This window comes from Bradyrhizobium sp. AT1 (assembly GCF_001590795.1).
In the GTDB taxonomy this organism is placed as follows: Bacteria; Pseudomonadota; Alphaproteobacteria; order Rhizobiales; family Xanthobacteraceae; genus Bradyrhizobium.
In genome coordinates this window covers 310,268-331,332 of the sequence record NZ_JXDL01000001.1, presented here as the reverse complement: position 1 = coordinate 331,332, position 21,065 = coordinate 310,268, and the positions used below count along the sequence as shown (strand labels likewise).

21 protein-coding genes are annotated in these 21,065 nt (G+C 65.9%); 12 read left to right on the top strand and 9 right to left on the bottom strand.

Annotated elements, in window-relative coordinates:
* Nucleotides 1-21 precede the first annotated feature (21 nt).
* The 3 genes from SE92_RS01570 (at nt 22) to ppx (ending at nt 4,558) form a co-directional block, all read left to right on the top strand.
* Nucleotides 22-699 (top strand): P-loop NTPase family protein, encoded by a 678-nt coding sequence (locus tag SE92_RS01570; protein ID WP_063203287.1) that lies wholly within the window; start codon nt 22-24, stop codon nt 697-699.
* A 148-nt stretch (nt 700-847) separates the two neighbouring features.
* Complete coding sequence (locus SE92_RS01565) at nt 848-3,040, top strand: RNA degradosome polyphosphate kinase (RefSeq protein WP_063194161.1); 2,193 nt, start codon at nt 848-850, stop codon at nt 3,038-3,040.
* Nucleotides 3,041-3,055: 15 nt separating this feature from the next.
* Nucleotides 3,056-4,558: an exopolyphosphatase gene (gene ppx / locus SE92_RS01560; RefSeq protein WP_063203286.1), complete on the top strand. Its 1,503-nt coding sequence runs from the start codon at nt 3,056-3,058 to the stop codon at nt 4,556-4,558.
* Nucleotides 4,559-4,595: 37 nt separating this feature from the next.
* On the opposite strand, the gene SE92_RS01555 is transcribed toward ppx, so the two are convergent.
* From SE92_RS01555 to SE92_RS01545, 3 genes are read right to left on the bottom strand one after another with little or no spacing between them, the layout of a single operon-like run.
* Complete coding sequence (locus SE92_RS01555) at nt 4,596-5,972, bottom strand: sensor histidine kinase (protein ID WP_063194160.1); 1,377 nt, start codon at nt 5,970-5,972, stop codon at nt 4,596-4,598.
* Nucleotides 5,969-6,634, bottom strand: a complete 666-nt coding sequence (locus SE92_RS01550; protein WP_063194159.1) for a response regulator transcription factor — start codon at nt 6,632-6,634, stop codon at nt 5,969-5,971. The genes SE92_RS01555 and SE92_RS01550 overlap by 4 nt, the downstream gene beginning before the upstream one ends.
* The gene (locus tag SE92_RS01545) at nt 6,634-6,960 is read right to left on the bottom strand and encodes a PepSY domain-containing protein (RefSeq protein ID WP_063194158.1); all 327 of its coding nucleotides are present in this window, start codon (nt 6,958-6,960) and stop codon (nt 6,634-6,636) included. The genes SE92_RS01550 and SE92_RS01545 overlap by 1 nt, the downstream gene beginning before the upstream one ends.
* Nucleotides 6,961-7,091: 131 nt before the next feature.
* Between SE92_RS01545 and SE92_RS01540 the strand changes: the two genes are divergently transcribed.
* From SE92_RS01540 to SE92_RS01520, 5 genes are all read left to right on the top strand, one after another.
* Nucleotides 7,092-7,370, top strand: coding sequence for a PepSY domain-containing protein (locus SE92_RS01540; protein ID WP_063203285.1), 279 nt, complete (start codon nt 7,092-7,094; stop codon nt 7,368-7,370).
* 11 nt (nt 7,371-7,381) lie between these two features.
* Complete coding sequence (locus tag SE92_RS01535) at nt 7,382-7,945, top strand: cytochrome b/b6 domain-containing protein (protein ID WP_063194157.1); 564 nt, start codon at nt 7,382-7,384, stop codon at nt 7,943-7,945.
* Nucleotides 7,946-8,115: 170 nt separating this feature from the next.
* Nucleotides 8,116-9,249 carry an efflux RND transporter periplasmic adaptor subunit gene (locus SE92_RS01530; RefSeq protein ID WP_063194156.1) on the top strand — a complete coding sequence of 378 codons (1,134 nt, stop codon included), beginning with the start codon at nt 8,116-8,118 and terminating at the stop codon, nt 9,247-9,249.
* Complete coding sequence (locus SE92_RS01525) at nt 9,250-12,324, top strand: efflux RND transporter permease subunit (protein WP_063194155.1); 3,075 nt, start codon at nt 9,250-9,252, stop codon at nt 12,322-12,324.
* Complete coding sequence (locus tag SE92_RS01520) at nt 12,321-12,632, top strand: DUF3240 family protein (protein WP_063194154.1); 312 nt, start codon at nt 12,321-12,323, stop codon at nt 12,630-12,632. Before SE92_RS01525 ends, SE92_RS01520 begins: the two co-directional genes overlap by 4 nt.
* 6 nt (nt 12,633-12,638) lie before the next feature.
* On the opposite strand, the gene SE92_RS01515 is transcribed toward SE92_RS01520, so the two are convergent.
* Nucleotides 12,639-13,499: a TerC family protein gene (locus SE92_RS01515; RefSeq protein ID WP_063194153.1), complete on the bottom strand. Its 861-nt coding sequence runs from the start codon at nt 13,497-13,499 to the stop codon at nt 12,639-12,641.
* Between the two features lie 44 nt (nt 13,500-13,543).
* The gene (ndk, locus tag SE92_RS01510) at nt 13,544-13,966 is read right to left on the bottom strand and encodes a nucleoside-diphosphate kinase (protein ID WP_011086893.1); all 423 of its coding nucleotides are present in this window, start codon (nt 13,964-13,966) and stop codon (nt 13,544-13,546) included.
* Between ndk and SE92_RS35490 the strand changes: the two genes are divergently transcribed.
* The 4 genes from SE92_RS35490 (at nt 13,959) to SE92_RS01500 (ending at nt 16,847) form a co-directional block, all read left to right on the top strand.
* Nucleotides 13,959-14,138 (top strand): hypothetical protein, encoded by a 180-nt coding sequence (locus tag SE92_RS35490; RefSeq protein WP_157094983.1) that lies wholly within the window; start codon nt 13,959-13,961, stop codon nt 14,136-14,138. The genes ndk and SE92_RS35490 overlap by 8 nt on opposite strands.
* A 141-nt stretch (nt 14,139-14,279) precedes the next feature.
* Nucleotides 14,280-14,531: a hypothetical protein gene (locus SE92_RS01505; RefSeq protein WP_063194152.1), complete on the top strand. Its 252-nt coding sequence runs from the start codon at nt 14,280-14,282 to the stop codon at nt 14,529-14,531.
* 225 nt (nt 14,532-14,756) lie between these two features.
* Nucleotides 14,757-14,930, top strand: coding sequence for a hypothetical protein (locus SE92_RS36420; RefSeq protein WP_198172518.1), 174 nt, complete (start codon nt 14,757-14,759; stop codon nt 14,928-14,930).
* 54 nt (nt 14,931-14,984) lie between these two features.
* Nucleotides 14,985-16,847 (top strand): ABC-F family ATP-binding cassette domain-containing protein, encoded by a 1,863-nt coding sequence (locus SE92_RS01500; protein WP_063194151.1) that lies wholly within the window; start codon nt 14,985-14,987, stop codon nt 16,845-16,847.
* A 91-nt stretch (nt 16,848-16,938) separates the two neighbouring features.
* Here the strand turns inward: SE92_RS01500 and SE92_RS01495 are convergent, their stop codons facing one another.
* The 4 genes from SE92_RS01495 to SE92_RS01480 form a co-directional block, all read right to left on the bottom strand.
* Nucleotides 16,939-17,907, bottom strand: a complete 969-nt coding sequence (locus SE92_RS01495; protein ID WP_063203284.1) for a tripartite tricarboxylate transporter substrate-binding protein — start codon at nt 17,905-17,907, stop codon at nt 16,939-16,941.
* 236 nt (nt 17,908-18,143) lie between these two features.
* Complete coding sequence (locus SE92_RS01490; RefSeq protein WP_198172516.1) at nt 18,144-18,629, bottom strand: hypothetical protein; 486 nt, start codon at nt 18,627-18,629, stop codon at nt 18,144-18,146.
* 165 nt (nt 18,630-18,794) lie between these two features.
* Nucleotides 18,795-19,247: a DNA polymerase III subunit chi gene (locus tag SE92_RS01485; RefSeq protein WP_063203283.1), complete on the bottom strand. Its 453-nt coding sequence runs from the start codon at nt 19,245-19,247 to the stop codon at nt 18,795-18,797.
* 7 nt (nt 19,248-19,254) lie between these two features.
* Nucleotides 19,255-20,754 carry a leucyl aminopeptidase gene (locus SE92_RS01480; RefSeq protein WP_063194149.1) on the bottom strand — a complete coding sequence of 500 codons (1,500 nt, stop codon included), beginning with the start codon at nt 20,752-20,754 and terminating at the stop codon, nt 19,255-19,257.
* Nucleotides 20,755-21,065: the final 311 nt, after the last annotated feature.

The window sequence follows — 21,065 nt, the reverse complement described above, 5'->3', positions numbered from 1 at the left end:
CCGGCATGGAGCAAAGCTAGCGTGGCAGGCCGCGTCCATCCCCGACAATTGGCGTTTTCGCTTCCGCATGCGGAGAGCCTCAGCCGGGACAATTTCCTCGAAGGCCCCGCCAACGCGGCCGGTCTGGCCCTCGTCGAGCGCTGGCCGGAATGGCCGAACCGGATCATGTGGCTCGCCGGCCCGGAAGGCAGCGGCAAGAGCCACCTCGCCGCGATCTGGGCCGAAATATCGGGCGCCCGCTCGACCGCGGCCAACACCCTGACCGCCACAGGCGTTCCGGGCGCGCTCGCCACCGGTGCGCTGGTGGTCGAGGATCTCAAGGCCGGGGAATTCGACGAACGCGCCCTCTTCCACCTGATGAATCTTGCTCGCGAGGACGGCGCCTATGTTCTGTTCACGGGGCGCGATGTCCCGGCCGCGCTGGAGATCGAGCTTCGCGACCTGCGCTCGCGTTTGCGCGCGGTGCCCGTGGTGGCGTTGCTGCCGCCCGACGACCAGCTGTTCCGCGGCCTGATCGTCAAATTCTGCGCCGACCGCCAGCTCGCCGTGGATGAGAGCGTCGTCGGCTACCTCGCCACCCGCCTGGAACGATCCTCGGCCGCCGCCCGCCAGGCCGTGGAGCTGCTCGACAGCGAGGCCCTGCGGCTCGGTCGTCCCGTCACAAGGGCGCTGGCGGCCGAGCTCTTGCGGGACTCCTGATCCGGCCACTGGCCCCCCAAAGGCGGCGCTTGACGCGGGGAAACAGCGGAACATCAATGTCATCGAAACGTCATCGCTCTAACACATGCTCCGGCCGGTTTTGCGCGTTAGTCGCAAGGTAAGGCGAGACAGGATGGACCGACTTCTGATGGACTCTGCGCAAGCTGTTGATACCAAAGAAAAAGTCCCGGAAACCGACGGCCTTCCGGCGATCGCGTCCAGCCCCGAACGATTCATCAATCGCGAGCTGTCCTGGCTGCATTTCAATCGTCGCGTCCTGGAGGAATCGGTCAATCCCAGCCACCCCATGCTGGAGCGGGTGCGATTCCTGTCGATTTCTGCGAATAACCTCGACGAATTCTTCATGGTCCGCGTCGCCGGCATCAAGGCGCAGATTCGCGAGGGCATCGCCGAACGCAGCCCCGACGGCCTGACGCCATCCGAGCAGCTCGCGCTGATCAACCGCACCGTCTCCGAGCTTGCCTCCGACCAGCAGGCGATCTGGCGCGACCTGCGCGGCACGCTGGCCGATGTCGGCATCGTGCTGGTCGACGGCAAGGACGTCACCAAGGCGGAACGGACCTGGATCGAGGATTACTTCCTCAGCAACGTGTTCCCGCTGCTGACGCCGCTGGCGATCGACCCGGCCCACCCCTTCCCGTTCATCCCGAGCCTCGGCTTCACCATCGCGCTCCAGCTCACGCGCGCCGCCGACGGCAAGCAGATGAACGCCCTGATCCGCATGCCCGGCAAGATCGACCGCTTCATCCGCCTGCCGGCCGACGGCAAGGTGGTTCGGCTGATCTCGCTGGAACAGGTCACCGCCCTGTTCATCAACCGCCTGTTCCCCGGCTACAATCTGCACGGCCAGGGCGCCTTCCGCATCATCCGCGACTCCGAGCTCGAAATCGAGGAAGAGGCCGAGGACCTCGTTCGCCTGTTCGAGACCGCACTGAAGCGCCGCCGCCGCGGGTCGGTGATCCGGCTCGAGATCGACGCCAAGATGCCGGAGCAGCTGCGCAGCTTCGTTCAGCACGCCCTCTCGGCCGCCGACGACGAGGTGTTCCTGGTCGAAGGCGTGCAGGCGATGAACGAGCTTTCTCAGCTGACCCGCCTCGACCGGCCCGACCTCGAATTCACCCCTTACGTGCCGCGCCATCCCGAACGCGTGCGCGAACACGGCGGCGACATCTTCGCCGCGATCCGGCAGAAGGACCTGGTCGTCCATCACCCCTACGAATCCTTCGACGTCGTGGTGCAGTTCCTGCAGCAGGCCGCGCGCGACCCCGACGTCGTGGCGATCAAGCAGACGCTCTATCGCACCTCCAACAACTCGCCGATCGTGCGCACGCTCGCCGAAGCCGCCGAGGCCGGCAAATCGGTCACGGCGTTGATCGAATTGAAGGCGCGCTTCGACGAGGAAGCCAACATCCGCTGGGCGCGCGATCTCGAGCGCGCCGGCGTGCAGGTCGTCTACGGCTTCCTCGAACTGAAGACGCATGCGAAGCTCTCGATGGTGGTACGCCGCGAGGGCGGCAACCTCACCACCTATGTTCATACCGGCACCGGCAACTATCACCCGGTCACCGCGCGCATCTACACCGACCTCTCTTACTTCACCTCCGATCCGACCATCGGCCGCGATGCCGCGCGCGTGTTCAATTTCATCACCGGCTATGCCGCGCCGAGCGATCTGGAAAAGATGGCGGTGTCGCCGCTGACCTTGCGCAAGCGCATCATCGAGCACATCCAGGGCGAGACCGCGCATGCGCGGCACGGCCGGCACGGCGCGGTCTGGATGAAGATGAACGCGCTGGTCGACCCTGATATCATCGACGCGCTTTACGAGGCCTCCCAGGCCGGCGTGCAGGTCGAGCTCGTGGTGCGCGGTATCTGCTGCCTGCGCCCCGGCATTCCCGGCCTGTCGGAGAACATCCGCGTCAAGTCGATCATCGGACGGTTCCTGGAACACGGCCGAATCTACTGTTTCGGCATGGGTCAGGGCCTGCCGAGCGCCAAGGCGGCTGTGTATATCTCGTCCGCCGACATGATGCCGCGCAACCTCGACCGCCGCGTCGAGGTGCTGTGCCCGCTGCAAAATCCGACGGTGCATCAGCAGGTTCTCGAACAGATCATGGTCGCCAACCTCAAGGACAATGAGCAGAGCTGGCAATTGTTGCCGGACGGGTCCTCAACGCGTATGAAGACCGCGAAGGGCGAGGAGCCTTTCAACGTCCACAACTACTTCATGACAAATCCGAGTCTGTCTGGCCGTGGAAAGTCGCTCAAGGAATCCTCGCCGCGTCGTCTCACGCGCCGGAACGAACGCCATCAACCCTGATCGGGGATGTCCGACGTGAAGCGGCCGCGCAAGCGCGGCTCGAGCGTCGCGGTCATCGACATCGGCTCCAACTCGGTCCGTCTCGTCGTCTACGAGGGACTGACGCGGAGTCTCATTCCGATCTTCAACGAAAAGACGCTGTGCGGCCTCGGACGCGAGGTGCAGAGCACCGGCCTGCTGGCGCCCGATGCGGTCGACAAGGCGCTGACCTCGCTGAGGCGCTTTCGCGCATTATGCCGCGTGATGCAGGTCGGACGGGTGTTCGCGATCGCGACGGCGGCCTGCCGTGACGCCTCCAACGGCCCCGATTTCATCGCCAAGGCCGAGCGCATCTGCGCCGTGGAGATCGAGATCCTGTCAGGCCCGCGTGAGGCGCGGCTGTCGGCGCTCGGCGTGATTTCGGGCATCCATCATCCCGACGGCATCGTCGGCGACCTCGGCGGCGGCTCGCTCGAATTGATCGACGTGCGCAGGAACAGCGTGCGCAGCGGCGTGACGCTGCCGCTCGGCGGGCTGGCGCTGCAGGACCTCGCGCATAAGTCGCTCAAGCGCGCCGACCGCATCGTGCGCGAGGAGATCGACGAGGTCGAGCTGCTCACCGCGGGCCGCGGCCGCACCTTCTACGCGGTCGGCGGCACCTGGCGCGCGCTCGCGCGCATTCACATCATCCAGAGCGGCTATCCGCTCCAGGTGATGCACGGTTATTCGATTTCGGCGGCTGAGGCGCTCGATTTCTCCCGCCGCCTCCGCCGCCTCGCGGCCGCGGACATGCTCGCCGACATCGAGAGCGTTGCGGACGCGCGCCGCCCGCTCCTCACCTATGCGGCGCTGGTGCTCGAGCACATCATCCGGGTGGCGAAGCCGAAGACCATCCTGTTCTCGACCTTCGGCGTGCGCGAGGGCCTGCTGCACGAGAAGCTGCCGGAGATCGAACGCAACAAGGACGGCCTGATCTGCGCAGCCGAAGAGCTCAACCAGCTGCTGTCGCGCTCGGCCAAGCACGCCCACGAGCTGATCGCCTGGACCGATCGCCTCGCGCGCGTCGTCAAGCTTCGGGAGACCGCGGAGGACCGCAGGCTGCGCCACACGGCGTGCCTGCTGTCCGACATCGGCTGGCGCGTGCATCCCGATCACCGCGGCGAGCAGACCCTGAGCCTCGTCGTCAACGGCAATTTCGGCGCGATCACCCACACCGAGCGCGCCTTTGTCGGCCTGTCGGTGTTCTACCGCTATGCTGGCCTCAGCGAGGAGAACCAGCCGCCGGTCACCATGCAGGAGTTGCTGACGCCGGCACAGCTCGAACGCGCGCGCCTCTTGGGTGCCGCATTCCGCGTCGCGCATCTGATCTCGGCGGCGCGACCGGGCGTCCTGCCCGCCACGCATTTCCGCAGCCAGGGCCGCAAGCTGATGCTGGTGTTCGAGCACCGCCTCGGCGACCTCGTCGCCGACCGCGTCGGCAGCCGCTTCCGCCAGCTCGCCCGCCTGATCAACCGCGCCGGCTCGATCGTTCGGCGCTGACAAACCTGAGCGGTGCGTCGAGCGGAGGGCTGGGTCTTCAACCGGCAGCAGCCATCCGATCGTGGCTGCCCTCCGGCGCGATGATCGCTTTCAGTCCGCCAAGTTCGGAGTCGGCAAGGGCCAGCTGCCATCCATAGGCACTGAGCACGTCCTGAACGATCGCGAGACCGAGGCCGGCCCCTTCGCCGCGCTCATCCAGCCTTGCCCCGCGTTCGAGCACGCGCGAGCGCTGCGCGGGTGCTATACTCGGACCATCGTCCTCGATCGTGATCTCTGGTTTCGCGGCATCCGCACCGATGCGCACCTCTCTCTTGGCGTGACGGGCGGCGTTCTCCAAAAGATTGCCCAGCACTTCCGCCAGATCCGTGCGATCGAGCGGCACGCTCGGCTCGCCCGTGATGCAGCTCTTGAATTCAAGGTGCTGCGCAACTGGCGTGCGCGCCAGTGTCAGCATCAGGGACTGGACAAGCGGTCTGAGCGGCGTGGAAATACCGCCGCGCAGTCGTGCCGTCCCCCTCGCCCGGGCACGTGCCAGCTCGCGATCGACGTGACGGCTCATCGCATCGCCGACGGCTTCGATGGCTTGGGCGACGTCCTGCTCACCGCGTTGACGCAAGAGCGCGACATCTGCCGCGAGCGCGGCGAGAGGCGTCTTCAGCCCGTGGGCCAAGTCAGCGGCACGGCTGCGCGACCGCTCGATCTCCCGTTCCTGGGCGTCGATCAGGCTGTTGACCTCTTCCACCAGCGGCTTCACCTCGGTCGGAACGTCGACGGGGAGGTGCTTGCGTTGCCCGGAGCGGACGTCCGCAACGCCGCGGCGAAGTGTGTCGAGCGGACGCAAGCCCAATCCGACCTGGATCGAGGTAGCCGCCGCCAGGACCAGCCCAAGCACGCCGAGCGCCAACGCCAGATCCCACGCGAAGTGCGAGGCGGCAGTCGATACGCCAGCGAGATCGGCCGCCACCGCGACGCGCACCGGCGCGCGGCGGTCGCCTAAGGTGAGCAACACGCGGCGTTCGCTGACGAGGAGCTGAGCGTTCGCCGGGCCAACGATGACGTGACGGTGCAATTCGCCAGGCGACGGTTCATCACGCGGCAGATCCAGCGCCGTGTCCCACAGAGAACGTGAACGCAGCACTTGCCCGCCATCGTCCGAGACCTGCCAATACAAGCCGGAAAGGGGGTCGGCAAAGCGCGGATCGGCTGGCGGCCTGCTAATCACCAGCTTGCCCTGCGCGTCCGCGTCGATACCCGCGACGAGTTGCCTGACATAGACGTCGAGTTCGTCGCCGACGGTTCGCGACACGTGGCGTTCAAACAGCAGCGTCAGCCCGGCGCCAGCAATGCTCAGCGCGACCAGGATAGCCACGACTCCGCCGGCCACCAGCCGCAGCCGCAGCGAGCCCCAGCTCATGGCGTCGTGTCCGATATCAGATAGCCGAAGCCGCGCCTGGTCTCGATCAGGCCGGCACCGAGCTTCTTGCGCACCCGGCCGACCAGCACTTCGAGCGCGTTCGACTCGTGGTCCTCGCCGTGGCCATAGACGTTTTCTTCGAGCTCTTGCTGCGACACCACGCGGCCGCGATGACGCAAGAGAAAGGCGATCAGGCGGTATTCCAACGGCGACAACGCAACGGGTACGCCGCGCAGCGTTACCTTCATCTGCCGCTCGTCGAGCTCGATGTCGCCGGCGACGATCCGTGACGAGGCCTGCCCCACCGAGCGGCGCACGATCGAGCGCAGCCGAGCCAGCAATTCCTCCATTCGGAACGGCTTGGCCAGGTAGTCATCCGCGCCGGCGTCGATGCCATCGACGCGCTCGGCCCAGCTGCCGCGCGCCGTCAGGATCAGCACCGGCATGGCCCGCCCATTCGCGCGCCAGCGCTTGAGCACCGCCAGACCGTCCATGCCCGGCAAGCCAAGATCGAGGACGATCGCGCCGTAGTCCTCGGTGTCACCGCGGAACCAGGCGTCCTCACCGTTACGGACGGTCTCGACCACATAACCGGCCGCGCTTAGCGCCCTCTCCACATCGGCCGCGATCCGTCGGTCGTCTTCCACTAGCAGCAGGCGCATCACTTCTCCTTGATGCGTTCGATCTCGCCGCTGCGCGCGTCGACGTGCGCTTCGTAGAGGCGGCCCTTGTCGTCGACGAGGCGAAACTCGTAGATCCACCGACCGTGCTCGCGCTCTATCTCGACCCCGGCAACCTCGCCCGGCAGCTTGCCACGAAGCGACGCGAGAATGTCGGCCAGTGACTTGATCTCGCCCGCCTCGACCGCACGGCGAACCGCGTCGGGCGCGCCTTTATCGTGATCGCCTGCGGCCGCAGGCATCGGCGCGAGCAGAATGCCTGCCAGCAATGGCACCGCGAGGAATTTCACAAAACCAGGGGATCGCATTGGCAGAGCATGCCCCAATCAACCTGACAAATTGCTGACGTGGATCAACAGGCGCCGGTCAGGGCGCTTCTGCCAATGTCCTGACATCGCCTCCCCGCACGCCGCGGGTGGGCACCACGCCGGAGAGAACCATGCGCAAGATCACCGTCTTCACTGCTACCGCCGTCGCCTTGCTCGCAGCCACCGCGACTGCTCATGCCGGGAGCCTCGGGCGTCCCTGCACTGCGGCGCCCCAGACAGATTGGCTGCCGCTCGAGCAATTGCAGGCCAAGATCGAAGCCCAGGGCTACAAGATTCAGAAAGCCAAGCTCAAGAACGGCTGTGGCGAACTCTACACGATCGACAAGTCCGGCAGCCGGGTCGAATTGTTCGTCGATCCGACCAACGGCAAGATCATCGGACAGCTGTAAGGGGCCGCATCATGAGCGCCATTCACGACGCGATCGAGGTCGGCGGCGACAAGCCGCCGGCCACGGTCAAGGTCTGGGATCCTTTCGTCCGTGTGTTCCATTGGTCGCTGGCCGGGCTGTTTCTGCTCGCTTATGCGACGGGCGATGAGATCAAGAACGTCCATATCGCCGCCGGTTACTCCATTGCCGGCTTGCTGACGCTGCGGATCCTGTGGGGCATCGTCGGGCCGCGCCATGCGCGCTTCCGTGACTTCGTGCGCTCGCCGCGCGCCGTGCTCGCTTATCTGCGCGACGTCGCATTGCTCAGGGCGCCACGTTATCTCGGCCACAATCCCGCGGGCGGCGCGATGGTCATCGCACTGATCGTCCTGCTGATCGGCACCTGCACCACCGGCATCATGATGACGACCGCCAGCTTCTGGGGAGCAAAGTGGGTCGAGGAGATGCATGAGGCGTTCGCCAACCTCACGATCGGCCTGGTCGTCGTCCATGTGCTTGGCGTCCTGGTGGCAAGCTTCGAACACCGCGAGAACCTGGTGAAAGCGATGATCACCGGCAGAAAGCGACCGTCGTGAGCGCGGTTGGTTCACTTGGCTGGCGCCCGGGAGACGCCCCGCGAAGGCCCGGCAGCCTTCCGCAATCGTTGGCCTGCTTGAGGCAAATCAACCCGCCAGGACGCCGGTGGAGTAGTCGAAACTTTCAAGCAGGCCGGGCTTCGCCCGCTCGCGGGTGTGGGACGTCCCTCATGCGAATCCTTCGCAGAACTCTTCTTCTCCCCTCTGCCGGCAGCGCGTTGGTTCGCACCCTCGTCGCCGTTGCACTCGGGCTGCTACCCTCTGTGTCGCTGGCGCAGGACGAGGTGAAGCTGAGCGATGCGCAGGCGCGCAATCTCGGCGTCCGCGTCACCCGTCCGATTGCCAGCCGAACCGATCTGACGCTGCCCTATCCCGTCCAGATCGTGATCCCCACGCAGCAATTGTGGGTCGTCAGCGCCCCCGTGGCCGGCATGGTCGCCAATCTCCTGGTGGGACGCGGGGACCGCGTCACAGCTGGCCAACCGGTGGTCACGCTGGAGAGTCCAAGCTTCGTCTCGCAGCAGCGCGACTATCTGCACGCGATCGCGCAAGAACGACTCGCAACCCAGCAGCTCAATCGCAACGTCGACCTGTTCGAGGGCAAGGCCGTGCCGCAACGCGTGCTGGAGGCCAGCCAGGCCGAAGCGCGCCAGGCCGCTCTCGTGGTCGCCGAGCGGCGCCAGATGCTGCATCTGAGCGGGATGTCCGACGACGCCATCGCCCGGCTGGCCCAGGACGCGGCGATCAGCGGCACGCTCACGGTCAATGCGCCGCAAACCGCTTCCGTGGTCGAGATCGCGGTAGCGCCGGGCCAGCGGCTCGAACAATCCGCCCCGCTGGTCAAGCTGGCGCGACTCTCGCCGCTCTGGGCCGAGATCGCGGTGCCGGCCGCGAATATCCGCGCCATCCGCACCGGCGCAAAAGTCGAGATCGAGGGCTATGCCACGCCGGGCAAGGTCGTACTCGTCTCCGAGACCATCGACGCTGCCACCCAGACCATTCTGGTGCGCGCCGAAGTCCCCAACGACGGCGAGCTGCATCCCGGTCAGACCACCGCCGCGCGCATCGGCTTTCTTTCCGCCGGCGAAAGTGCCTTCGAGATTCCCTATAGCGGGCTGATCAGGCGCGGCGAGCAGGCGTCGGTCTTCGTCGCCTTCGACGGCGGCTTCCGGCTGGTCCCGGTCAAACTGCTTGCAGAGGATCAAGACCACGTCGTGGTGTCCGGTCCCATCACGGACCGGGACTCGATCGCGATCGGCGGAATTTCCGCGCTTCGCGGCATTCTCTCTGGGCTGGGACAATAGATGCTCCGCCGTCTGGTTGCGTTCGCGCTATCGCAGCGACTGTTCGTCCTGCTAAGCGTGCTGCTGGTGATCGGCGCCGGCGCCGTCCTCCTGCCCAGCTTGCCGATCGACGCCTTTCCCGACGTCTCGCCGGTTCAGGTGAAGATCATCATGAAGGCGCCGGGTCTCACCCCCGAAGAGGTCGAGCAGCGCATCACCGTCCCCGTCGAGCTCGAGCTGCTCGGATTGCCGAACAAGAAGGTGCTTCGTTCGACCACGAAATACGCGCTGGCCGACATCACCGTCGATTTCGAGGACGGCACCGACATCTATTGGGCGCGCAACCAGGTTTCGGAGCGGCTGTCGAACATCTCGCGCGATTTCCCCGAAGGCGTGACCGGCGGTCTTGCGCCGATCACGAGCCCGCTCGGCGAGATGTTCATGTTCACGATCGACAGCCCCGAGCTTTCGCTCGCCGAGCGCCGGACCCTGCTCGACTGGGTGATCCGCCCCGCCCTGCGGACGGTCCCCGGCGTTGCTGATGTCAATGCGCTCGGCGGCTATGTCCGCGCCTTCGAGATCGTGCCGCGCAACGACGCGCTGGCGGCGCGCGGGATTACCTACGACCTGTTTCGCCGGGCCATCGAAGCCAACAGCCGCAACGACGGCGCCGGGCGGGTCAACCAGGGCGAGGACAGCGCCCTGGTCCGGATCGAAGGCAGCATCCGCTCGATCGAGGACATCAAGGCCATCGTCGTCGACACCCGCGAGGGCGTGCCGATCCTGGTCAACGACGTCGCGACCGTCAAGGTCGGAACCTTGACGCGCTATGGCGCCGTCACGGCGGACGGCCGCGGCGAAACCGTCGAGGGGCTCGTGCTCGGCCTGCGCGGCGCCAACGCGGGTCAGCTGATCCGCGACGTGCGCGCCCGGCTTGCCGAGCTGCAACCCTCGCTGCCGAAGAGCGTGTCGATCAACGTGTTTTACGACCGCAGCCGCTTGGTCAACCGCGCCGTCGGCACCGTGGTGCGGGCCCTCGGCGAGGCCACAATCCTCGTCATCGTTCTCCTGCTGCTCTTTCTCGGCAATTGGCGCGCTTCGCTGGTGATCGCGCTCAGCCTGCCGCTCGCCATCGTGATCGCCTTGATCGTCATGCGTCTGGTCGGAATGTCGGCGAACCTGATGAGTCTCGGCGGACTTGCGATCGCGATCGGCATGCTGATCGACGCCCTCGTTGTCGTCGTCGAGAACATCGTCGGCAATCTCGGCAAGCACGAACCGGGCAAAGGCCTGCCGCTGATCCACCTGATCTACCGTTCGGTTTGCGAGGTGCTGGAGCCGGTCGCCTCGGGCGTGCTGATCATCATCATTGTGTTCGTCCCCCTGCTGACGCTGCAGGGATTGGAAGGCAAGCTGTTCATCCCGGTCGCGCTGGCCATCATCTTCGCGCTGGCCGCCTCACTGCTGCTGGCGCTTACCGTGATCCCGGTTGCGACGTCTTTCGTGCTCAAGTCCGCCTCGCATCGCGATCCCCTGCTGGTGCGCGCGGCCCAACGGGTCTACGCGCCCGCGTTGGACTGGGCGCTGAACAACGAGCGCAAGGTGATGGCCGCGGCGCTGATCGGCCTCGTCGCGGCGGGCTTCGCCTATACCCAGCTCGGCAAGACCTTCATGCGGACGATGGACGAAGGCGACGTCATCGTCAGCGTCGAGACGCTGCCCTCGGTCAATCTCGACGAGTCGCTTGCGATGAATGCAAGGCTCCAGAGCGCGCTGCTGACCGTGCCTGATATCGCGGGCATCGTCGCCCGGACCGGATCGGACGAGCTCGGCCTCGATCCCATGGGCCCCAACCAGACCGACACGTTCCTGGTGCTCAAGCCCGCCACTGAGCGCGCAACCGACAATCGCGAGGTCCTGCTGCAGAAGCTTCGCGAGGTTCTGGCCGGCTTTCCCGGCATCTCGCTCAGCTTCACCCAGCCCATCGACATGCGCGTGCAGGAGATGATCAGCGGCGTGCGCGGTGACGTTGCCGTCAAGATCTTTGGCCCCGACATCGCGAAGTTGAACGAGACCGCGGCGAAGCTGTCGGCGATCCTGTCCGGCATCAACGGTGCCGAGGACGTCTACACCACGCTGAACGAAGGTGCCCAATATTACACGGTCGCGGTCAATCGCCTCGAGGCCGGCCGCCTCGGGTTGACCGTGGATTCCATCGTCAATTCGCTCCGGACCCAGATCGAGGGACGGACCATCGGCACTGCGCTCGAAGACGGACGCCGCACGCCGATCCTGGTCCGGGGCAGCGAGACCACGCGGGAGGCGCCGACGCTGCTGGCGAGCCTGCCGCTGACGCTTGGTTCCGGACAGCACGTCGCGCTGTCGCAGGTCGCCCGCATCCAGCGCGTCGACGGCCCCGTGAAGATCGACCGCGAAGACGGCGCCCGCATGAGCGTGGTGCGCGCCAACGTCCGCGGTCGCGACATGGTCGGATTCGTCGAAGCGGCGCGCCAGAAGGTGGCGGCCGAACTTCCGCTTCCGAACGGCTACCGGCTGACCTGGGGCGGACAGTTCGAGAACCAGCAGCGCGCCGCCGCGCGCCTGTCCGTTGTGGTCCCCGTCGCGATCGGCCTGATCTTCGTGCTGCTGTTCACCACCTTCGGTGCCATCCGCCAGGCCTTGCTGGTGCTCGTCAACATTCCCTTTGCCCTGATCGGCGGCGTGTTCGCGCTGGTGGTGACGGGTGAGTATCTGTCGGTGCCGGCCTCGGTCGGATTCATCGCGCTGCTCGGCATCGCCGTGCTCAACGGCGTCGTCCTGGTCTCCTACTTCAACCAGCTCCGCGCCCACGGCCTCCCCGAGGATCGTATCGTCGTCGAAGGCGCCCTGCGCAGGCTGCGGCCGGTGCTGATGACTGCAAGCATCACGGCGCTGGGCTTGATTCCCCTGCTGTTCGCGTCCGGCCCCGGATCCGAAGTGCAGCGACCGCTCGCCATCGTCGTGATCGGAGGCCTCTTGTCCTCCACCCTGCTCACCCTGATTCTCCTGCCGATCCTGTATCGCCGCTATGGCGGATCGTCCAAGGTGGCCAAATGATCGCGCAGCCGGTTTGTCTCACGCTGATCGTGCCGCATCAGCTCCGCGAGGAGGTGTTCGACTATCTCGCCGAACAGACCGACCTGGTTTCCGGATTCACGGCATCGCACGGAGCCGGCCACGGCACCGAGGTCCGATTGCTGACGGCCGCCGAACGCGTGAAGGGCCACGCTGACCAGGCCGTCGTGCAAGTGGTGTTGGCGGGGAGTGACGCCGGCCGCCTGCTCGATCGGCTGCGGGTCTCGTTCGCCGGAACCAAGCTGGTCTACTGGACGATACCCGTCACGGAACTCGGCACGATCGATTGAGCCGGCTTACTCCGCCGACGCCCGGGCGTGCCGCTCGGACGATTCCAGCGCGGCGGCGCTCAGCCTGCGGCGGCGCCAGATGGAGCCGACCACCAGCACGACGACGACGCCGAGCGCGGCGCAGAAATATTCGGGGCCGGCCCCGCCATGGCCGAATTGCGGCGGGATGCGCAAGGCACTGAGCATCGAATCGAGCGAGGCGCCGAACGGGCCCTCGAACAGCGTATGCAGCTTCGGCGCGACGCCGGGGTCGGTCGCGATCACCTCGCCGGCGATCCAGCCGAGCAGCGCGGCACCGGCCCAGACCAGCACCGGCAGCTTTTCGAGCAGCGCCATGATCAGCGCCGCACCGGCGACGATCAGCGGCACGCTGATGGCAAGGCCGAGCACCAGAAGCGACGCGCTACCATTGGCGGCGGCGGCGACCGCGATGACGTTGTCGAGCGACATGACGATGTCGGCGACCACGACGATCTGGATGGCCTGCCACAGATGCGAGGCCGCGTCGACGTCGTCGTCCTCGTCATGCTCCGGCACCAGAAGCTTGGCCGCGATCACGATCAGCGCGAGTCCGCCGATCAGCTTGAGATACGGCAACTCCATCAGCGTCGCGACGATGCCGGTGAAGATGATGCGCAGCATCACGGCCGCGCCGGCGCCGAAGATCATGCCCCACAGCCGGTGTCGCGGCGAGAGGCCGCGGCAGGCGAGCGCGATCACCAGCGCGTTGTCGCCGGACAAAAGGATGTTGATCCAGATGATCTTGCCGACCGCAATCCAGAAGGTCGGTTCGGCCATCTCGTTGCGAAACTGGGTGAAGAATGCCCCGATCGTAGCGGGATCGAAGATCTGCCAGAGCCAGTTCACAATACGTCCTTTCGCCCCGTCGACTTAACTTGACGGCTGATGGATCAGCCGACGATCTCGTTGCCCGAGAAGAACTGCGCGATCTCGATCGCGGCGGTCTCCGGGGCATCCGAGCCGTGGGCGGAATTCTCGCCGATCGACTTGGCGTAGAGCTTGCGGATGGTGCCCTCGGCGGCCTTGGACGGATCGGTCGCGCCCATCGCATCGCGATACTTGGCGACGGCATTCTCGCCTTCCAGCACCTGGACCACGACCGGACCCGAGGTCATGAACTCGACCAGCTCGCCGAAGAACGGTCGCGCCTTGTGGACGGCATAGAAGGTCTCGGCCTGTTCCTTGGTCATGCGGATGCGCTTCTGCGCGACGATGCGCAGGCCCGCCTTTTCGATCACGGCGTTGACGGCGCCGGTCAGGTTACGCGCGGTCGCGTCGGGCTTGATGATCGAGAAGGTGCGTTCGATGGCCATAATCTTGTCCTTGGAAGAAAACCGGTGGTTGGCGGGTTGCGGGGCTTATATCGGCGCCTTTGCCATCCGGCAAGCGACCGCCGGGACGACGTCACAGACGCTTCGCCGCAGGACCAAGGCCGGCGAGTTCAGCATGGATTACAACAATTTCACCCAGATGAACCCAATCTGAAGCCTCCATTCAGGCTTTGGTTTGGTCTGCCGGCTTAGGCTCCTTCCATCGAAACCAAAGCCTGACCATCAGGCGGACCGTTTCGGCGGCCTTTCCATCGACGCGGATTGCCCCCGCGCCGGCAGTTTTGAGGAGATCACCATGTTGAGGAAACTTTCGCTTGCCGCTGTCGCTGCGGTTGCGCTGGGTGCCGCGCTGGCACCGACCTCGGCCTCCGCGCACTGGCATGGCGGCGGCCCGGGCTGGCATGGCGGCGGCTGGCACGGCGGCTATCGCTGGGGTGGCGCCCGCTTCTACGCCCCCGTCTCCTACGGTTATGGCGGCTGCTATGTGCGCCGGCTGGTCCCGACCCCCTGGGGACCCCGCTGGCGGCTGATCAACCGCTGCTACTGAGCCCGACAGCACCTTCCTAAACCCAGAGGTATCTGCGCCCCCCACAGGTACCTTCCAAGAGGAGCCCCGGCGATCCCCCCGCCGGGGCTTCGCATTTTGGGCGGATATCGCGGGGTCCCTGCAATTTTGACGATAATGGCACTGATCCCCCGGAGGTGGCGAAACCATTTTGGGGGTCAATGACTTGGTACCGTGTCTTTACTTTGAGAACACGGAACCTGTGCGATGGCTGGCCTTTCTGCCAATGACAGCGAACAGATCGACCGGCGCACCAGCCGTTCGATCTGCGATGCCGTGGGCGAGCGGCTCCAGCAGAATCTGCGGCCCGAGACCCGGCTCCCGACACATCTCGAGCAGCTCCTCAATGAGCTGGCACGGCGCGACCGCGACCCGCACTAGCCGGGCCCCGGAAAAACGGGTTGCGTTCGAGGCGCCTTGCGGTGACAAGGCCGCATGCTCGTCATCACCGACCTCTCCATCCGCCTCGCCGGACGCCTTCTGATCGACCAGAGTTCCGTGCAGATCACGCCCGGCTCGCGGGTCGGTCTGGTCGGACGCAACGGCACCGGCAAGTCGACCCTGTTCAAGGTGATCCGCGGCGAGCTCGCGGCCGAGCACGGTTCGGTGAGCCTGCCCCCGCGCTGGAGCATCGGCAGCCTCGCCCAGGAAGCCCCGAACGGCCCGGAGAGCCTGATCTCCGTCGTGCTCAAGGCCGATCTCGAACGCGACGCGCTCCTGCACGAAGCGGAGAGCGCCACCGATCCGCACCGGATCGCCGAGATCCAGACCCGCCTCGTCGATATCGACGCGCATTCGGCGCCGAGCCGTGCCGCCGCGATCCTCTCCGGCCTCGGCTTCTCCGCCGCCGATCAGCTCCGCCCCTGCGCCGAATTCTCCGGCGGCTGGCGCATGCGCGTCGCGCTCGCCGCCACGCTGTTCGCGGCCCCTGACCTGTTGCTGCTCGACGAGCCCACCAACTATCTCGACCTCGAAGGCACGCTGTGGCTGGAGGATCACCTCGCGCATTATCCGCGCACCGTGATCGTGATCAGCCACGACCGCGACCTGCTCGAAAGCTCGGTCGACCAGATCCTGCATCTGGAGCGCGGCAGGCTCACGCTCTACAAGGGCAGCTACTCCTCGTTCGAGGAACAGCGCGCCGCGCGCGAGCTGCTCGATGCCAAGGCCGTCAAGCGCCAGGAGGCCGAGCGCGCCCGGCTGCAGGCCTTCGTCGACCGCTTCAAGGCCAAGGCCTCGAAAGCGCGACAGGCCCAGTCTCGCGTGAAAATGCTGGAGCGGCTGAAGCCGATCACGGCACTGGTCACCGAGGACGTGCGCGAGATCAGCTTTCCCGCTCCCGAGAAAATCCTGTCGCCGCCGATCATCGCGGTCGACAACGCCTCGGTCGGTTACGATCCCGCGGCGCCCGTGCTCAACCGCGTCACCTTGCGCATCGACAATGACGACCGCATCGCGCTGCTCGGCGCCAACGGCAACGGCAAGTCGACACTCGTCAAGCTGCTCGCCGGACGGCTTGCGCCGTTCTCCGGCAAGGTGACGCGCGCGGACAAGCTGTCGATCGCCTATTTCGCGCAGCATCAGCTCGACGAGCTGAATGAAGATGGCTCCGCCTACGACCACGTGCGCAAGCTGATGGGCGATGCGCCCGAAGCCAAGGTGCGGGCGCGCGCCGGCGCGATCGGCTTCTCCGGCAAGGCGGCCGACACCAAGGTCGGCAAATTATCGGGCGGCGAGAAGGCGCGGCTGCTGCTCGGTCTTGCGACCTTCTTCGGCCCCAACATGATCATCCTGGACGAGCCGACCAACCATCTCGACATCGACAGCCGCGCGGCTTTGGCCGAAGCCATCAACGAATTTCCCGGCGCTGTCATCATGGTCTCGCACGATCGCTATCTGATCGAGGCCTGCGCCGACCGGCTCTGGATCGTCGCCGACCGCACCGTCACCAATTACGACGGCGATCTCGACGAATACCGCCGCCTGGTGCTGTCCACGCGCAACGGCGAACCCGCCCAGCGCGAGCGCAGCGCGCAAGCTGAGAAGCCACAGCGCGCAAGGTCGGACAATCGCGGCGGCTTGAAGAAGCGCATTGCGGAAGCCGAAGCCGAGATCGCCCGCGTCAGCGAGATCATCGCCAAGATCGACACCGCCCTCTCCCTGCCCGACATCTTTACCCGCGATCCCAAGCAGGCCGCACAGCTGTCAAAGGCGCGCGCGAATGCGGCGGACGCATTGGCGCGCGCGGAGGAGCAATGGCTCGAGGCGAGCACTGAGTTCGACGCAGCCACCGGGTAGATTCAAAATCTCGAATACAACCCCATGCACAGTACCGGCAACATGTTACCTGGCCGCAAGACGCTCACTGATAAGGCCTTACGGGCTTAGCTTAGTCCGCATACTGCCCCGCCGCCTTGATGATTGGCGCCCAGCGATCGACCTCGCTGTTCAGCATCGCGCCTAACGCCTCGGGCGTCGCCTTGTCCTGCGACACTGGCTCGGTGTTGATGTCGTTGAACCGCGCGACCAAGGTCGGATCCTTCAGCGCCGCCTGCAGCGCCGCCGTCAGCTTCTGAACGACGGCGGGCGGCGTGCCCTTGGGCGCATAGAGGCCGTGCCAGACGCCGAGCTCAAAACCTTTGAGACCGGCCTCGTCCGCCGTCGGCAGATCGGGCAGGCTCTTCAGCCGCTCCTTGGTGGTGACCGCATAGGCCTTGACCTGCTTGGCCGAGATCGGGCCGGTGGTGTTCGTGGCCTGGTCGCAGGTGAGATCGATCTGCTTGCCGAGCAGATCGTTCATGATCGGACCATTGCCCTTGTAGGGCACCGTGGTGAGCTGCTTCTGGATCGCCGTCATGAACAGCATGCCGCACAGATGCGACGCCGCACCCAATCCGGCATTGGCGTAGGTCAGCTTGTCGCCCTGTTGCTGGGCGTAGGCAACGAGGTCCTTGAGTGTGTCGGCCGGAAAATCCGGACGCGCGATGATGGTCATCGGCGCGTTGGTCACGAGCCCGATCGGCGCAAACGCCGTCTTGGTGTCGTAGCTGAGATTGCGGTAGAGCGTCGCCGCGGTCGAGATGCCGACATGATGGACCAGCAGCGTGTAGCCATCCGGCTGGGCGCGCGCGGCGCGGGTCGTGCCGATCGTGCCGCCGGCGCCGGTCGCGTTCTCGACGATGACCTGCTGTCCCAGCGATTTCGCCATGCTGGCCGCGGTCAGCCGCGCGATGGTGTCGGTCGGCCCGCCCGCAGCGTAGGGCACCAGCACGGTGATGGTTCGCGTCGGATAGTCCTGGGCGAGCGCCGCGCTGAGCGGCAGAAGCAGAGCCGATACGAGAGCAGTGACGAACCGCATGGTTTCCTCCGGATTGTTGTTGGCGCCATCAAAGCGCATTCCGAAGCGTGGGGCCATCATGAAAGCGACGCGTCAGGCGTGTCGCGATCAGCGCGAACGAGGCAGCGGGTAGACGAGCTCTCGTGTCCCGGACGCGGCGCGGCATCAAATGACGCGCTGCTGAGCCGGGACCCACGCGTCAGCGTGCACTCGGATCCTGAGCCGGGGCACGGTGTGCATCGATAGCGGCGATCAGCTTACGCGTGCTTCTTCTTCGGCTTCGCCGCCTTCGGCACCGGCTGCGGCTCGGGATTGCCCTCGATCGAGGACAGACGGCCGGAGGTGAAGGTGTAGATGCCCGCACGCGGACCCGTCGTCCACGTCACCACGGCGACGCGGCGGCCGCCTGCGTCGCTGGAGAGATTGACATTCGAAGGCGCGCCGATGCCGCGCACCACGTCGCATTCGGTGTGGCCGAGCGCGACCGTGCCGCCCATTGGCGCCGGCGCCGTCGACGATGCATTGGCATCGGCCGGCCCGGGAGGCGGCGCCATGCCGGGACAGGCGCCGTCGGCGCTGACGAGGTCCTCAGCTCCGACCGGCTTGTCGGGGGTCAACGGCGGCGACTCGATCGAGATGTTCTTGATGAAGAGACGGCCTGGCTTCTGGAACCATTCGGCGTCCTTCGACAACAGATCGGTGCCGCCCGAACAGCCCGCGACCAGCGGTGCTATTGCAGCCAACGCAACTATGAGCGAGCTGGGAAGCTTTTGATGTCGCACGATAAACCAAATTCCCCGCGTGAAGGACCAGCCCTAAGCGATTGTCCCAACATCACTTTGCGGCACGAAGGTGACCAAAGCCAGCATCGCCCGAAAAGTGCAAATTATCATTAATTGCGATCGACGCTAATTCCGACGCTGCCACCGGCCCCGCTCGTCGGCCTGCCAATAGGTGACATCAAATCCCTGCGCCTTGCAATCCGTCCAGGCGCTGCGGGCGAGCGCGAGCGCATCGGGATCGTCGCCGTTGAACAGCAGCACCATGCGCGCATAGGCCTGCGCGTCCTGCGGGAGGGCGGCGTTGTCGACCAGAAAGCGGACGTGGGCACCGTTGGGATTGCCCTCCTCGATCGCCAGCAGGATCGGCTGATCGGCGGCGTCGCTGACGCGCCATGTCGCGTGCGGCAGGAAGGAATCGTCGCGATAGGTCCATAGGTGGGCGTCGAGCGCGTCGGCCCGTTCTTCCGAGGTCGACTGCACCACGACGCGCCAGCCGCGCTCCAGCGATTTCTCGAGAAGCGGCGGCAACACGTTCTCCACCGTCATGTTTTGCAGATGATAGAACAGGACTTCGGTCATCGCGAGGTCATTTGCGCTCGTAATGGTCGGCGACCAGCCGGTCGAGCAGGCGAACGCCATAGCCGCTGCCCCAGCTCTGGTTGATGTCGGTCTTCGGCGCGCCCATGGCGGTGCCGGCAATGTCGAGATGGGCCCATGGCGTGCCGTCGACGAAACGCTGCAGGAACTGCGCCGCGGTGATCGAGCCGCCATGACGGCCGCCAGTGTTCTTCATGTCGGCAAACTGGGAGTCGATCAGCTTGTCGTATTCGGGACCGAGCGGCATGCGCCAGACCTTGTCCCCGGTTTCGATGCCGGCCGTCAGCAGGCGCTCGGCAAGCTCGTCGTTGTTGGAGAACATGCCGGCATGGTCGGTGCCGAGCGCGACCACGATCGCGCCGGTCAGCGTCGCAAGGTCCACCATGAATTTCGGCTTCACCTTCTTGGCGACGTACCAGAGCACGTCGGCCAGCACGAGGCGGCCTTCCGCGTCGGTGTTGATGATCTCGATGGTCTGGCCCGACATCGAGGTGACGATATCGCCCGGCCGCTGCGCATTGCCGTCGGGCATGTTCTCGACGAGGCCGATGGCGCCGACCACGTTGGCCTTGGCCTTGCGCGCCGCCAGCGCGTGCATCAGGCCGACGACGCAGGCCGCGCCGCCCATGTCGCCCTTCATGTCCTCCATGCTGCCGGCCGGCTTGATCGAGATGCCGCCGGTGTCGAAGCAGACGCCTTTGCCGACGAAGGCGACCGGCGCTTCGCCCTTCTTGCCGCCCTCCCAACGCATGATCACGGTGCGGCTCGGCCGTGCCGAGCCCTGGCCGACGCCGAGCAGCGCGCCCATGCCGAGCTTCTGCATCGCCTTGACGTCGAGCACCTCGACCTTGACGCCGAGCTTGCGGAGCTGGCTGGCGCGGCGCGCAAATTCTTCCGGGAACAGCACGTTCGGCGGCTCGTTGACGAGATCGCGCGCGATGATCACGCCGTCGACCACGTGGCCGGCCGCGGTGAACGCCTTCTTCGCAGCATTGGCATCGCCGACCGCGAGCGAGATGTCGGCGCGCGTGCCGCCCTCCTCGCCGTCCTTCTTCTTGGTCTTGTAACGGTCGAACTTGTAGGCGCGCAGGCGCAGGCCCGAGGCGATCGCAACCGCCTGCTCGCTCGTCATGGCGCCATCGGGCAGCTCCGCCATGATGGTCATGGCGGTAGTTCCGGCGGACAGCTTGCTCGCCGCCACACCACCGAATTCGAGGAAATCGTTGGTCTTCAGGCTGGCTGCCTTGTCGGCGCCGATCACGAGCAGACGGGCGGCTTTGACCCCCTCCGGCGCCAGGATGTCCAGCGCGGCTCCGCTTTTACCTTTGAAGGCGGCGGCCGCCGCCGCGCGCTTCACGATTTCGATGGCGCCGCCCAGCGCCTTGGCCGTCGCCGGACCGACCTTCAGGCTGTCGTCACAGAACACGACCAGGATGCCACGGGCGGCTGATGACAACGGGACGAAGCCGACCTTGATGGCATCGGACATGGGTAACTCCTTCAAAAAGCTTGGTCTTTCCGCAGATCTCGAGCGCAGGCCAAGGCCTGATCTGAACCGCGATTCACTGAGCTCGCCGCACTATGGGCCAGCGGCCCGCCAGATGCCAAGCACCCCCGTGGCCTCAAGGCCACAACGAGTGAAATATTAACCATATAATGAGGGTGCCACGGGGCAGCCATTTTGTTGACGGATCAAAGGGATGGTAGTGAGAGAGTGAGCTGGCGGAAGAGGCGTTCGGCCAACCTTGGGGATCCCCTGATCGGGGATTGGTTGGACGGCGGAATTTCGGCCGACATTGG